This is a genomic window from Mesorhizobium sp. P2_F5, from assembly GCF_056403715.1.
Map to the genome: position 1 here is coordinate 280,043 of NZ_JBFUEY010000007.1, position 12,800 is coordinate 292,842.

Here is a 12,800-nt window from a genome sequence, read left to right on the forward strand (position 1 = left end):
GTGTCTGTGTTGGCAGAGCAGGGCTCTCGCTCTATTGGAAGAACCATGCTGTTCTGGGTCATAGCCGCAATCCTCACGCTGGGCGCAAGCCTGGCGGTGCTGCTGCCGCTGACCAGCGGCGGCGAGAGCGCTTCGACCAGCAGCGACCATGATCTCGAAGTCTACCGCGACCAATTGGCCGAGCTTGAGCGTGACGCCGCGCGCGGCCTGATCCAGCCGGCGGAAGCCGAGGAGGCGCGCGCCGAAATCGCCCGCCGCATCCTTCGCCTGGGAGATGTCGGTCAAGCCCATGCGCCCGGCACGCGGCAGCCGTCGAGCGCGGCCAGGCTGGTGGCGACAGGAGCGGTTTTGCTGGTCCCGCTGCTCAGCTGGGGCCTCTACAGCCAGCTCGGCTCGCCCGATTTGCCGTCGCAGCCGCTTGCCGAACGGCTGGCCAAGAACCCGGCGGACTCTTCGGTCGACGAGCTGGTGGCGCGCGCCGAGGCCCATCTTGCCGCCAACCCTGCGGATGGACGCGGCTGGGACGTGCTGGCCCCGATCTATCTGCGCTTGCAGCGCTTTTCCGATGCCGTGACCGCCTATCGCAACGCCATCCGCCTCGATGGCGACACGGCTGCCCGCGAAGCCGGTCTTGGCGAGGCGATCGCCAATGCGGCCGGCGGCATTGTTTCGGCCGATGCCCAATCCGCTTTCGAGCAGGCGTTGAAGCTCGACCCGGCAAATCCGAAAGCGTCCTTCTACCTGGCCATGGCGCTGGCGCAGGAGGGCCGTCTGGCAGAGGCGACCGCTGCCTGGCAGAAGATGCTCGACCTCCTGCCGCAGGATTCGCCGTGGCGCGGCGCTGTCCAACAGGCGCTGGCCGAGGCTGCCAACCGTAGCGTCGCGGCAGGAGAACCTGCGAAAGGCCCTGATGCCGCGGCCGTCGATGCTGCCTCGTCGATGGCGCCGCAGGACAGGCAGGCGATGATCGGCACCATGGTCGCCGGTCTCGACGAAAAACTGCGGCAAAATCCGCGTGACACGGAAGGATGGATGCGGCTCATTCGTTCCTATGTGGTGCTGGGCAAGGCCGACCAGGCGCGCGATGCGCTGCATCGCGGTATTGCCGTGTTTGGCGCCGACAGTGACGAAGCGAAGAAATTCACCGCCTTTGCCGCCTCGCTCGGCCTGACGGCGACGGAGTAGGGCATGACGCGCAAGCAGAAGCGATTGTCAGTGATCGTCGGAGGGCTCGCCTTCCTCGGCGCCGCCACCGGGCTGACCTTCTATGCGCTGGGCCAGAAAGCCTCCTATTTCTATATGCCCGCTGATCTGACCACCGCCAGTCTGCAGCCCGGCCAGCGCATCCGCCTCGGCGGCCTCGTCGAAAAGGGCACGGTCGTGCGCGGGCAGGGCGCGACGGTTGCGTTCTCGGTGACCGACACCCACAAATCGGTCAAGGTCACCTATACCGGCATTCTGCCCGACCTGTTCCGCGAGGAGCAGGGCGTCATCACCGAAGGCGCTTTCGGTACTGACGGCGTCTTTGTCGCCGACAGCGTGCTGGCCAAGCATGACGAACGCTACATGCCCAAGGAAGTGGCCGACGGTCTGAAGGCCAAGGGTGTGTGGCAAGAGAGCAAGAGTGAGTAATGGTTGAAACCGGACATTTCGCGCTGGTCCTAGCCTTCGCGCTGTCGCTGGTGCAGACGCTGGTACCGCTCATCGGCGCCCGCACCGGCAATCAGCGGCTGATGGCCGTCGGCGGCCCCGTCACGGTCACCGGCTTCGCGCTGACCGCGCTTTCCTTCGCAGCACTCGCCGGCGCCTATGCCAGCTCCGATTTCTCGGTGGCGAGCGTATGGGAAAACTCGCATTCGCTGCAGCCGCTGATCTACAAGATCACCGGCACCTGGGGCAATCACGAAGGTTCGATGCTGCTCTGGGTGCTGATCCTGACCTTCTTTGGTGCATTGGTCGCCGTCTTCGGCTCCAATTTGCCGGCGACGCTGCGCGCCAATGTGCTGGCCGTGCAAGGAGCGATCGGCGCCACCTTCTTCCTGTTCATCCTGGCGACGTCCAATCCGTTCATCCGGCTCAATCCGGCGCCAATCGAAGGCCGCGATCTAAACCCGGTCCTGCAGGACCTCGGCCTCGCCATCCACCCGCCGCTGCTCTATCTCGGCTATGTCGGCTTCTCCATCTGCTTCTCCTTCTCGGTCGCGGCCTTGATCGAAGGACGCATCGATGCGTCCTGGGCGCGCTGGGTGCGGCCATGGACGCTGGTCGCCTGGATGTTTTTGACCGGCGGCATCGCCATGGGCTCCTACTGGGCTTATTACGAACTCGGCTGGGGCGGCTTCTGGTTCTGGGACCCGGTCGAAAATGCCTCCTTCATGCCGTGGCTGGCGGGCACCGCCCTGCTGCATTCGGCCATCGTCATGGAGAAGCGCTCGGCGCTCAAGATCTGGACGCTGCTGCTCGCCATCCTCACCTTCTCGCTGTCGCTGCTCGGCACTTTCCTGGTGCGCTCCGGCGTGCTGACCTCGGTGCATGCCTTCGCCACCGACCCGACGCGCGGCATCTTCATCCTGTGCATCTTGACGCTGTTCATCGGCGGCTCGCTGGCGCTGTTTGCGCTGCGCGCCTCGCGGCTGACTGCTGGTGGCCTGTTCCACCCGCTCTCGCGCGAAGGCGCGCTGGTGCTCAACAATCTGTTCCTGACCACGGCCACAGCGACCGTGCTGGTCGGCACGCTCTATCCGCTCGCCGTCGAGGCGCTTTCGGCCGGCAAGATCTCGGTCGGCGCGCCGTTCTTCAACCTGACATTCGGCCCGCTGATGGTGCCGCTGCTGGTCGTGGTTCCGTTCGGGTCGTTGCTCGCCTGGAAGCGCGGTGACCTCTATGCCGTCGCCCAGCGCCTGATGGCGGCTTTCGCCGCCGCCCTTCTGGCCATGCTGGTCACCGGCCTGTTCATCAACGGCGCGTCGGTGTTCGCCGCCCTCGGCGTCGGCCTCGCCTGCTGGCTGGTCTGCGGCGCGCTCACCGACCTTGCCGTCAAGTCCGGCTTCGGCAATGTGTCGCCGGCCATTATGCTGCGCCGTTTCGCCGGCTTGCCGCGTTCGGTGTTCGGCACCGCACTTGCCCATCTCGGCCTCGGCCTGACGACGCTCGGCATTGTCGGCACGCTGTGCTTCGGCACCGAAAAAATCCTGTCGATGCATGCCGGCGAAAGCGTCGAACTCTCCGGCCACACGCTGCGCTTCGAGGGGCTCTATCCTGCGCAGGGCCCGAACTACAGCGAGCAGCGCGGCCGCTTTTCCCTGATCGGCGCCGATGGCGGCGTTTCGGCTGAAATCACCTCGGCCAAGCGCTTCTTTCCGGTGCGGCAGACGACGACGACCGAATCCGGCATCGAGACGATCGGGTTCAGCCAGCTCTATCTGTCGCTGGGCGACGAGGGCACCGATGGTTCCGTCGTCGTACGCCTGTGGTGGAAGCCGCTGGTAACGCTGATCTGGGGCGGCGGTCTGGTGATGATGGCGGGCGCGGCAATGTCGCTGTTCGACCGCCGCCTGCGTGTCGGCGCGCCGTCGCGCCGCCGCAAGCCGGTTTCCGCCATGCCGTCGGCAGGCGTGCCTTGAGCACCAGGTTTTCGCTGGCCTCGCTGGTCCTGCTGCTGGCGCTGCTGTTTGCAGGTGCTGCCCAGGCGGTCAAGCCTGACGAGGTTCTCGCCGATCCCGCGCTCGAGGCGAGGGCGCGGCTGCTGTCGGAAGGCCTGCGCTGCATGGTCTGCCAGAACCAGTCCATCGACGAATCCGATGCCGACCTTGCTCGCGACCTGCGCATCCTGGTGCGCCAGCGCCTGGTAGCTGGCGATACCGACCAGCAGGTGATGGATTATATCGTATCGCGCTACGGTGAGTTCGTGCTGTTGAAGCCGCGCTTCAGCCCGCGCAACGCCTTGTTGTGGGGCACGCCCGTGCTTCTGCTGTTAGTCGGCGGCATTTTTATTGTACTGACCACGCGCTCCCGCCGCTCGCTGGTAACCAAGGCGCTGAGCGCCGAGGAACAGGCGGCGTTGGACAAGATGCTGAGCGATTAGCTCGGCCATTCCTCCGGACGCTTAGCTTCCGCCGCTTCGATCATGGCGTCAATTTCCGCCATGGCATCGTCGTGGGAGACGACACGGCCAGCCACTGCATCGGCCAAACCGCGTTTGATGTCATCGATGACATCGAGCTCGCGGTCGAGATCGGCCGAAACCGCCTCGCCGGTGAGGAGGGATTTGCTGGGTCGATTCGTGCGTTCTCTCATGCCACAAACATTACAAAAGTTTCATGCTTCGGAAATGGCGCCGTAATGTGCGCCTCTCTATTCCTCTTCTCCGAGGATGCTCTGCCTGAGCCGCATCCAGTGAAAAGAGGATACAGATCCATGTCTATTGCCCCCAATTCATATTCCCGCACCCGCAACCGCCTGTTGGCCGCCGCCGCTTCGCTGGCCATTGCCGGCGCCATTGGTTTCGGTGCCGTCGCCACCGGCACGGCCCCTGTTCTGGCCGACGCTGTGCGTGTCGAAGCACCGCAGGTGCCGGGCTTTGCCGATGTCGTCGAGCGCGTTTCGCCGGCTGTCGTGAGCGTCAAGGTCAAGGCCAAGATCGAACCTGCCGCCGATGACGGTTCCGACCAGTCCGACGATCCGGACGGCATGAACAATCTTCCCGACAATCCGCAGCTGCGCCAGTTCTTCAAGCAATTCCGCGGCTTTGGCGATCAGAACGGCCAGGGCGGCGGCAACCGTCGCTTCAGCCATCGCGACCACAACAACGACCAGCCGCGCCCGGTGGCGCAGGGTTCGGGCTTCTTCATCTCCGATGACGGCTATCTCGTCACCAACAACCATGTCGTCGAGGAAGGCTCGGCCTTCACCGTGGTGATGAATGACGGCAAGGAACTCGACGCCAAGCTGATCGGCACCGATCCGCGCACCGATCTCGCCGTGCTCAAGGTCGATGGCGTCGGCAAGTTCACCTATGTCGACTTCGCCGATGATTCCAAGGTCCGCGTCGGTGACTGGGTGGTTGCCGTCGGCAATCCGTTCGGCCTCGGCGGTACCGTCACCGCCGGCATCGTCTCGGCCCGTGGCCGTGACATCGGCGCCGGCCCCTATGACGACTTCATCCAGATCGACGCTTCGGTCAACCGCGGCAATTCGGGCGGCCCGACCTTCAACCTCAACGGCCAGGTCGTCGGCATCAACACCGCGATCTTCTCGCCCTCGGGCGGCAGCGTCGGCATCGCCTTCGATATTCCGGCCTCGACCGCCAAGCAGGTGGTTCAGGACCTGATGAAGAGCGGCTCGGTGCAGCGTGGCTGGCTCGGCGTCGAAATCCAGCCGGTCACCTCGGATATCGCCGAATCGCTGGGCTTGAAGTCGCAGAACGGCGCTCTGGTTTCCAGCGCCCAGGACGGCGGACCCGGCAAGAAGGCCGGCATCACGGCCGGCGACGTGATCACCCAGGTCGAAGGCAAGGACGTTGCATCGCCGAAGGAATTGGCCCGTCTGATCGGCGCCTATTCGCCTGGCAAGTCGGTTGACGTCACGGTGTGGCGCGACGGCAAGAGCCAGACGATCAAGGTCGATCTCGGCACGCTGCCGTCCACCGACAAGCAGGCCTCGGCCGACCCGCAGCAGCCGGCAGCTCCGGCAAAGCCCGCCGCGCTGGCCGATCTCGGCCTCACCGTTACCAAGTCGGAAAACGGCAAGGGCCTGGTGGTCACCGATGTCGACCCCGACAGCGATGCCGCGGACCGTGGCATCCAGCCTGGCGATGTCATCACTTCGGTCAATTCGACGGAGGTGAACGGCACAGAGGACGTCGCCAAGGCGATGGCCGATGCGGTCAAGTCCGGCCGCAAGGCGGTGCTGATGCAGATCACCCGCGACGATAGCAATCGCTTCGTCGCGCTGCCGGTCGCCAAGGGCTGACATCACAGAGTTTCCAGTGCGGCGGTTTCAACACCCCCGAGCCGCCGCACGGGAAAGCACGGGGCCGAACGCGTTAGTCAGTCATCGTGTTCTGCCCCCGGCGGCAGCGGGCCCCCATCGCCCGCTGCCGCTCTAACAGCAAAGCATGTCGCCCAAAAGTGCACGGCAGTTTGGGATAACGACATGCTTGAACGAAAGCTTTCACGCCAATGTCGGCCTCTCAATCTTCCAGCGAAATCGCGTATAACGGCTCTATGAAGATTCTCGTCATAGAAGACGATCGCGAGGCGGCCGATTATATGCAGAAGGCCTTTACCGAGGCCGGGCACACCGCCCATGTCGCCGGCGACGGCGAAACCGGCTTTGCGCTGGCCGATGCCGGCGACTATGACGTCATGGTTGTCGACCGCATGATGCCACGCCGCGACGGGCTTTCTGTCATTGCCGGCCTGCGCTCGCGCGGCAACACCACGCCGGTGCTGATCCTGTCGGCGTTGGGCGAGGTCGATGACCGCGTCACCGGCCTGCGCGCTGGCGGCGATGACTACCTGACCAAGCCCTATGCCTTTTCCGAACTGCTCGCCCGCGTCGAGGTGCTGAACCGCCGCGCCAGCGCCCGGGAAGCCGAAACCATGTACCGGGTCGGCGATCTTGAGCTCGACCGTCTCTCCCATTCGGTGAAGCGCGCCGCGCGCGAGATCACGCTGCAGCCGCGCGAATTCCGCTTGCTCGAATATCTGATGCGTCATGCCGGCCAGGTGGTGACGCGCACCATGCTGCTCGAAAATGTCTGGGACTATCATTTCGATCCGCAGACCAACGTCATCGACGTGCATGTCTCGCGGCTGCGCGGCAAGATCGAGAAGGGTTTCGACAAGCCGATCCTGCACACCGTGCGCGGCGCCGGCTATATGCTGAAGAGCGGCTAGAGCATGATCCCAAAAAGTGGGTACCGGTTTTTGGAGAAGATCATGCTCCAACAAAGGGGTAGCTCATGATGAGATTTCAACCAAATCTCATCATGAGCTAGGCATCCATGGCCCTTTCCTTGCCGGCCATCATGAGGACGACGGCGGCGCGGCTTTCGGCGCTTTATTTCCTGCTTTTCGCACTCTGCGCCGTGTTGCTCGTCTTCTACATGACATCGCTGTCGGCGCGCATGCTGACCGGCCAGACGCAGCAGACCATCAATGACGAGGTGCTCGGCCTTGCCCGCGCCTATCAGCGCGGCGGCCTGCCGGTGCTGGTGCGCGTGGTCGAACAGCGCTCGCGCCAGCCTGGCGCCAACCTCTATCTGATCGCCGACGCCAACGGCCAGATCCTGACCGGCAATGTGCAGAGCCTGGAGCCGGGCGTACTCGAGACCGACGGCTGGACGACCGAGCCATTCTCCTACCGGCGCTTCGGCGAAGGCGAGCTTGAGCGGCAGCGCAACTCGGCCGCCGACCAGAGCGATACGCAACCCGGCCAGAACGAGGTGCAGGCGGAGGGTGAGAAGGGCCACAACGCGATTGCGCTGGTGCTGAGGCTGCCCAACCAGATGATCATGCTCGTCGGCCGCGATCTCGGCGAACCAGAGCGTTTTCGCGCCGTCATCCGCCGCGCTTTGATGCTGGCGCTCGGCATGATGGGGCTGGGCGGGCTGCTGATCTGGTTCTTTGTCGGCCGCGCCGCGCTGAAGCGCATCGACAGCGTCTCGGAAGCAAGCCGCCGCATCATGGGCGGTGACCTCACGGGAAGGCTGCCGGTGACCGGCGCCGGCGACGAATTCGACCGCCTGTCCGAAAACCTCAACACCATGCTGGCCAGGATCGCGACGCTGAACGAAGGCCTGAAGCAGGTCTCCGACAACATCGCCCACGACCTGAAGACGCCGCTGACCAGGCTGCGCAACCGCGCCGAGGCCACGCTTTCGGGCAAGCACAAGACCACTGACTACCGACAGGCGCTGGAAGGCACCATTGCCGAGTCCGACCACCTGATAAAAACCTTCAACGCCATCCTGATGATCTCCAGGCTGGAGGCGGGCTATTCCTCGGAAAGCACCAGCAAGGTCGATCTCGCAGCCGCCGTGCGCGACGTCGTCGAGCTTTACGAGCCGGTGGCGGAGGAGGCTGGCGTGGTGCTCGAAACCTCTGTGGACGGGGATTTCACAATCAATGGCAACCGCGAGCTGATCGGCCAGGCGCTGTCGAACATCGTCGACAACGCCATCAAATATTCAACCGACGCGACTGAGAAGCCGGCCGTGCGCGTGGCGCTGCAGCGCGTCGGTTATGAAATCCGGCTTTCTGTCGCCGACAATGGCCATGGCATCCCCGATGACGCCGACCGTGCCAGGGCGACCGAGCGTTTCGTGCGGCTGGAAAAGAGCCGCTCGCAGCCGGGTTCGGGCCTGGGCCTCAGCCTCGCCAAGGCGATCATGACTTTCCACAATGGCCGGCTCGAACTTCTGCCCGCCAATCCCGGATTGTCCGTTATCATGAGTTTCCCCGTGCGGGAGGATCACTGATGGCGGTGAGGATGGCTGCGAAACCGATCGAGACAGAATGGCACCTGCAGCTGGCGGCGCAACTTGCGCCGCTGGACGAGAGCCGCGCCCGGCGTAAACTGTCGGAGATCGCCGGCGCCGCCGAGGACGAAGGTCTGCCGCGGCTGGCGAAATTTTTGGGCGGCAAGGGCGCCGCCCAGGAGTTCCTCGCCGCCGTCTTCGACCTCTCGCCCTTCCTGCGCGATGTCGCGCGCCGCCGGCCGCAGATCCTCGATGCGCTGTTCGATGATGGTGTCGAGGCCAGGCTGCTCAGCATTGCCGAAGCGATTGGCAAAGTCGCCTTTGCTGAGGCCGTTTCGGAATCGAGCCTGATGATGGAACTCAGGCAGTGGAAGGGAGAAGCTCACTTCCTGATTGCGCTCGCTGATCTCGCCGGCGAGGCCGAGACGGCACTCACCGTACGCCGCCTCAGCGATCTCGCCGACGCCTGCACCCGCGCCGCCGTCGATTTCCTGCTGCGCGAGGCACACAGCCAGGGCAAGCTCAAATTGCCGGATCCCGAAAAGCCGTCGCGGCAGTCCGGCTGGATTCTGCTCGGCATGGGCAAACTCGGCGCCCATGAACTGAATTTTTCCTCCGACATCGACCTCGTCGTCTTCTTCGATCCTGATGCACCGGCGATCGTCGATCCGCTCGACGCGACCGAACTGTTCGCGCGCCTGACCCGCCGCCTCGTCCGCATTCTCCAGGACCGCACCGAGCACGGCTATGTCTTCCGCACGGACCTCAGGCTGCGCCCCGATCCCGGCTCGACGCCGCTGGCAATTCCGGTCGAGGCGGCACTTCGCTACTATGAGGCGCGCGGCCAGAACTGGGAGCGCGCCGCCATGATCAAGGCGCGTCCGGTGGCCGGCGATGTCGCCGCCGGCGAAGCCTTCCTGCGGGAACTGCAGCCCTATGTCTGGCGCAAATACATGGACTATGCGGCGATCGCCGACGTCCATTCGATCAAGCGCCAGATCCATGCCCACAAAGGCCATGGCGAGATCGCGGTCAAGGGCCACAACGTCAAGCTCGGCCGCGGCGGCATTCGCGAAATCGAGTTCTTCGTCCAGACCCAGCAGCTGATTGCCGGCGGCCGTTTTCCCGAACTGCGCGGCCGCGAGACCGTGCCGATGCTGGGCGCGCTGGCGGTGCGCAACTGGATCACCGCCGATGCCCGCGACGCGCTCACCCGCCAATACTGGTTCCTGCGGCGCGTCGAGCACGCCATCCAGATGGTCGCCGACGAGCAGACGCATATCCTGCCGGACGACGATGAGGGGCTGGAACGTATCGCTCATATGTTGGGCTTTGCCGATGCCGCCAAGTTTTCCGAAACTTTTCGCGCCGCTTTGCACGAAGTCGAGCGCCATTACGCAGCACTGTTCGAAACCGCGCCGGAACTGTCGGCCGGCGTCGGCAATCTGGTCTTTACCGGTGATGTCGACGATCCCGACACGTTGCAGACCTTGCACGGCCTCGGCTTCAAGCGGCCGAGCGACATCTGCCGCGTCATTCGCGGCTGGCATTTCGGCCGCTACCGCGTCACCCAGTCGGCCGAGGCGCGCGAGCGGCTGACCGAACTGACACCGGCGCTGCTCAAAGCCTTCGGGCAGACGCGCCGGGCCGACGAGGCTTTGGTGCGCTTCGACGACTTCCTCGCCGGTCTTCCGGCCGGCATCCAGCTGTTTTCGCTGCTGCGGTCGAACCCCGCTCTGCTGAAACTGATGGCGACCATCATGGGCGCCGCGCCCCGGCTGGCGGCGATCATCACCAAGCGTCCGCATGTCTTCGACGGCCTGCTCGATCCGGCGCTGCTGAACGAACTGCCTAATCGCGCCTATCTGTCCGCGCGGCTGGCGGCTTTCATCGAAGGTGACAGGGCCTATGAGGACGTGCTCGACCGTCTGCGCATCTTTGCCTCCGAGCAGAAGTTCCTGATCGGTGTGCGCCTGCTCGCCGGCTCGATCAGCATGAGCCGTGCCGGCCGTGCCTTTTCCGACCTCGCCGACCTCACCATCGACGCCGCACTGCAGGCGGTGACGGCCGAATTCGCACTGCGCCATGGCCGCATCGCCGGCGGCACGGTTTCGCTGCTCGGCATGGGCAAGCTCGGCAGCCGTGAGCTTACCGCCGGCTCGGATGTCGACCTCATCCTGCTCTACGATCACGACGCGGATGCCGAGGAATCCGACGGCGACAAGCCGCTGGCGCCGTCGCACTACTACACTAGGATGACGCAGCGGTTGATCGCGGCTGTCTCGGCGCCGACCGCCGAGGGCGTTCTCTACGAGCTCGACCTGCGCTTGCGGCCATCCGGCAACAAGGGGCCGGTCGCCACCCATGTCGACGCCTTCAAGAAGTACCAGCGCCAGGAAGCCTGGACTTGGGAGCACATGGCGCTGGCCCGCGCCCGCGCCATCGGCGGCGACGCCGCACTGTGCGCCGAGGTCGAAGTCGAGGTGGCCGCACTTCTGGCCTTGCCGCGCGACGCCGCCAAGGTGCGGGCCGAGGCATCCGAAATGCGCGCGCTGATCGAGAAGGAAAAGCAGCCGCGCGATCTCTGGGATATCAAGCTGATCCCAGGCGGCCTCATCGACCTCGAATTCATTGCGCAGGTGGCCGTCATCACCGGGCAGGTCGAAGCCGGCGACAGGGTGACCGCGACCGGCGAAATCCTGTCGCATCTGGCCCCGGATTTCGCCGAGACTGAGGTCAGGCAAGAGCTTTGCGAAGCCTACCAGCTTTATCTGGCGCTGACGCAGATGACGCGACTTTGCCTCACCGGCGCCTTCGAACGCGACGACGTTCCGCCGGGATTGTCGGATCTGCTGCTGGCGGTGACTGACCTGCCGGATTTCGGTGTGCTGGAAGCACATCTCAAGGAGACGTCGCAAAAGGTCAGAAAGGACTTCGACCTTTTGCTTCGTGCGAAACAATCGTGAGGGCGTGAAGCGCTGACGGCTGTTTCGGATCGCATCGGGGGTGACGATGCAACAGGAGAATACCCATGAGAAAGACAACCGGACTTGCCCTTGCCTTCGTCGCGCTTGCCGGCGCCGTTGGCACCACCGCCTATGCCGAGAACAATGCCAGCGCCAGAATGCGCGAGGGCACGATGATGCGCCTCGACAAGGCGATGAAGGATTCCAACGGCACCATCAGCTTCGACCAGTTTTCCGACGCCATGAACGCTCGGCTGAAGAAGCTGGTCGCCGACAATGGCGGCAAGCTCACCGTCGCCCAGCTCGCCGACGCGCTGGAGAAGGCGCGGTTCGAGGAAATGGCCAAGCGCATCGTCGCCCGCTACGACACCAAGGGTGACGGCACGCTGACCACCGACGACATCACCGGGCGTGAGAAGAAGGTGTTCGCCATGCTCGATCGCAACAATGACGGCAAGATCGAGCGTAACGAACTGCCGAAGAACGGTCGCATGGGCCGTCATCGCCAATGGGACGGCGGCGACGACAGCATGCAGTGAATGGCGATTACGGCTCCGGCGGCGAAAGCCGCCGGGACCGACAAGACCGGACAGCTACTCGGTCCTTTGAACACGGCGCAGAGCGCGGCTCACGTGTGCCTGCAAAATCCGCTCGCGCAGATACGCGTAGAAGCGAGGCGGCAACATGCCATAGTGAAAGCGGGTGGGCCTGCTTCCCGCAATGGGCCTGAGGTCGGGTCCGGGCCAGAGGAAATCATTGGTTTCGCTGACAAGCACCCATGATGTCATATCGTCGAGTCCAAGGTGGGCCTTGAGTGGTGCAGGTATCTCTATCGCATCGGCGGGATCATTCGGAGACGAGTGAGTAATCGGAACCACAGTGACCACCTCGCGGCCCTCCACGATCCGACGCGCGGCAACGATTGCGCAGGGCCGATTCTTGCGGCCTTCTTCCGCACCTTTGCTGTGCTCGTCCGCCCATAGATAGGAATAGGAAATCACCAGACCGGGGACAGGTTTGGGCAGGCTCACGGCGTCCAGTCTTTGAGCATCGCGTCCAGCCCGTCATATTCTGATGGGACAGCGCTTTTGGCGATCGCGTTCAATGTCTCCTCGTCCAGGTCCTCAACGGGACGGGCAACCCGTCCCTTGACCAGGACTTCAAACATTGCCGCCGACAGAAGCACCGTATGGGTACGGCCATTCTTCGTTATCGCTACCGGCGCCCGCTGGGCGGCATCCTGGAAGCGTCCGACGTTCTGCTGGAATTCAGTCGATGTCACGCGCATGAAGCTACCTCTTTATCTACAATAGATAAAATAGATAACCGTTTCAAGGGCGACTGTGGCCATG

At 64.2% G+C, this 12,800-nt stretch carries 12 protein-coding genes; 9 read left to right on the forward strand and 3 right to left on the reverse strand.

Going from position 1 to position 12,800, the window contains the following annotated elements; genetic code table 11:
* Window positions 1–45: 45 nt before the first annotated feature.
* The 4 genes from ccmI to AC1DYO_RS13210 are packed head-to-tail and all read left to right on the forward strand — an operon-like array spanning window position 46 to window position 4,084.
* On the forward strand, window positions 46–1,185 hold the full coding sequence (ccmI, locus tag AC1DYO_RS13195) for a c-type cytochrome biogenesis protein CcmI (protein ID WP_477263789.1): 1,140 nt from the start codon (window positions 46–48) through the stop codon (window positions 1,183–1,185).
* A 3-nt stretch (window positions 1,186–1,188) separates the two neighbouring features.
* Window positions 1,189–1,632 (forward strand): cytochrome c maturation protein CcmE, encoded by a 444-nt coding sequence (ccmE, locus tag AC1DYO_RS13200; RefSeq protein WP_477263791.1) that lies wholly within the window; start codon window positions 1,189–1,191, stop codon window positions 1,630–1,632.
* Window positions 1,632–3,623, forward strand: a complete 1,992-nt coding sequence (locus AC1DYO_RS13205; RefSeq protein WP_477263793.1) for a heme lyase CcmF/NrfE family subunit — start codon at window positions 1,632–1,634, stop codon at window positions 3,621–3,623. Before ccmE ends, AC1DYO_RS13205 begins: the two co-directional genes overlap by 1 nt.
* Complete coding sequence (locus tag AC1DYO_RS13210; RefSeq protein ID WP_477263795.1) at window positions 3,620–4,084, forward strand: cytochrome c-type biogenesis protein; 465 nt, start codon at window positions 3,620–3,622, stop codon at window positions 4,082–4,084. Before AC1DYO_RS13205 ends, AC1DYO_RS13210 begins: the two co-directional genes overlap by 4 nt.
* On the opposite strand, the gene AC1DYO_RS13215 is transcribed toward AC1DYO_RS13210, so the two are convergent.
* Window positions 4,081–4,296 carry a CopG family ribbon-helix-helix protein gene (locus tag AC1DYO_RS13215; protein WP_477263797.1) on the reverse strand — a complete coding sequence of 72 codons (216 nt, stop codon included), beginning with the start codon at window positions 4,294–4,296 and terminating at the stop codon, window positions 4,081–4,083. The two genes, AC1DYO_RS13210 and AC1DYO_RS13215, sit on opposite strands and share 4 nt — an antisense overlap.
* Window positions 4,297–4,416: 120 nt before the next feature.
* On the opposite strand from AC1DYO_RS13215, the gene AC1DYO_RS13220 reads away from it, so the two are divergent.
* The 5 genes from AC1DYO_RS13220 to AC1DYO_RS13240 all read left to right on the forward strand — a co-directional run bounded on the left by AC1DYO_RS13220 (window position 4,417) and on the right by AC1DYO_RS13240 (window position 11,987).
* Window positions 4,417–5,970 carry a Do family serine endopeptidase gene (locus AC1DYO_RS13220; protein WP_477263799.1) on the forward strand — a complete coding sequence of 518 codons (1,554 nt, stop codon included), beginning with the start codon at window positions 4,417–4,419 and terminating at the stop codon, window positions 5,968–5,970.
* 254 nt (window positions 5,971–6,224) lie between these two features.
* Complete coding sequence (locus AC1DYO_RS13225; protein ID WP_181058911.1) at window positions 6,225–6,899, forward strand: response regulator transcription factor; 675 nt, start codon at window positions 6,225–6,227, stop codon at window positions 6,897–6,899.
* 107 nt (window positions 6,900–7,006) lie between these two features.
* Entirely contained in the window at window positions 7,007–8,482 is a 1,476-nt protein-coding gene (locus AC1DYO_RS13230) for a sensor histidine kinase (RefSeq protein ID WP_477263801.1), read from the forward strand.
* Window positions 8,483–8,493: 11 nt separating this feature from the next.
* Window positions 8,494–11,448, forward strand: a complete 2,955-nt coding sequence (locus AC1DYO_RS13235) for a bifunctional [glutamine synthetase] adenylyltransferase/[glutamine synthetase]-adenylyl-L-tyrosine phosphorylase (protein WP_477263803.1) — start codon at window positions 8,494–8,496, stop codon at window positions 11,446–11,448.
* 65 nt (window positions 11,449–11,513) lie between these two features.
* Window positions 11,514–11,987, forward strand: a complete 474-nt coding sequence (locus tag AC1DYO_RS13240) for an EF-hand domain-containing protein (protein ID WP_181058914.1) — start codon at window positions 11,514–11,516, stop codon at window positions 11,985–11,987.
* 54 nt (window positions 11,988–12,041) lie between these two features.
* Here AC1DYO_RS13240 and AC1DYO_RS13245 read toward each other — a convergent pair whose 3' ends face one another.
* Both AC1DYO_RS13245 and AC1DYO_RS13250 read right to left on the reverse strand, forming a co-directional pair.
* Complete coding sequence (locus AC1DYO_RS13245; protein ID WP_477263806.1) at window positions 12,042–12,479, reverse strand: type II toxin-antitoxin system PemK/MazF family toxin; 438 nt, start codon at window positions 12,477–12,479, stop codon at window positions 12,042–12,044.
* A complete protein-coding gene (locus AC1DYO_RS13250) occupies window positions 12,476–12,736 on the reverse strand; it encodes a type II toxin-antitoxin system prevent-host-death family antitoxin (protein WP_477263808.1) in 261 nt (86 codons plus the stop codon). Before AC1DYO_RS13250 ends, AC1DYO_RS13245 begins: the two co-directional genes overlap by 4 nt.
* Window positions 12,737–12,800 lie beyond the last annotated feature (64 nt).

What these genes read in the sequence shown, in the direction of transcription:
- ccmI (WP_477263789.1), top strand. Translation starts at nt 46, where the DNA reads ATGCTGTTCTGGGTCATAGCCGCAATCCTCACGCTGGGCGCAAGCCTG.
- ccmE (WP_477263791.1), top strand. Translation starts at nt 1,189, where the DNA reads ATGACGCGCAAGCAGAAGCGATTGTCAGTGATCGTCGGAGGGCTCGCC.
- AC1DYO_RS13205 (WP_477263793.1), top strand. Translation starts at nt 1,632, where the DNA reads ATGGTTGAAACCGGACATTTCGCGCTGGTCCTAGCCTTCGCGCTGTCG.
- AC1DYO_RS13215 (WP_477263797.1), bottom strand. Translation starts at nt 4,296, where the DNA reads ATGAGAGAACGCACGAATCGACCCAGCAAATCCCTCCTCACCGGCGAG.
- AC1DYO_RS13220 (WP_477263799.1), top strand. Translation starts at nt 4,417, where the DNA reads ATGTCTATTGCCCCCAATTCATATTCCCGCACCCGCAACCGCCTGTTG.
- AC1DYO_RS13225 (WP_181058911.1), top strand. Translation starts at nt 6,225, where the DNA reads ATGAAGATTCTCGTCATAGAAGACGATCGCGAGGCGGCCGATTATATG.
- AC1DYO_RS13230 (WP_477263801.1), top strand. Translation starts at nt 7,007, where the DNA reads ATGGCCCTTTCCTTGCCGGCCATCATGAGGACGACGGCGGCGCGGCTT.
- AC1DYO_RS13235 (WP_477263803.1), top strand. Translation starts at nt 8,494, where the DNA reads ATGGCTGCGAAACCGATCGAGACAGAATGGCACCTGCAGCTGGCGGCG.
- AC1DYO_RS13240 (WP_181058914.1), top strand. Translation starts at nt 11,514, where the DNA reads ATGAGAAAGACAACCGGACTTGCCCTTGCCTTCGTCGCGCTTGCCGGC.
- AC1DYO_RS13250 (WP_477263808.1), bottom strand. Translation starts at nt 12,736, where the DNA reads ATGCGCGTGACATCGACTGAATTCCAGCAGAACGTCGGACGCTTCCAG.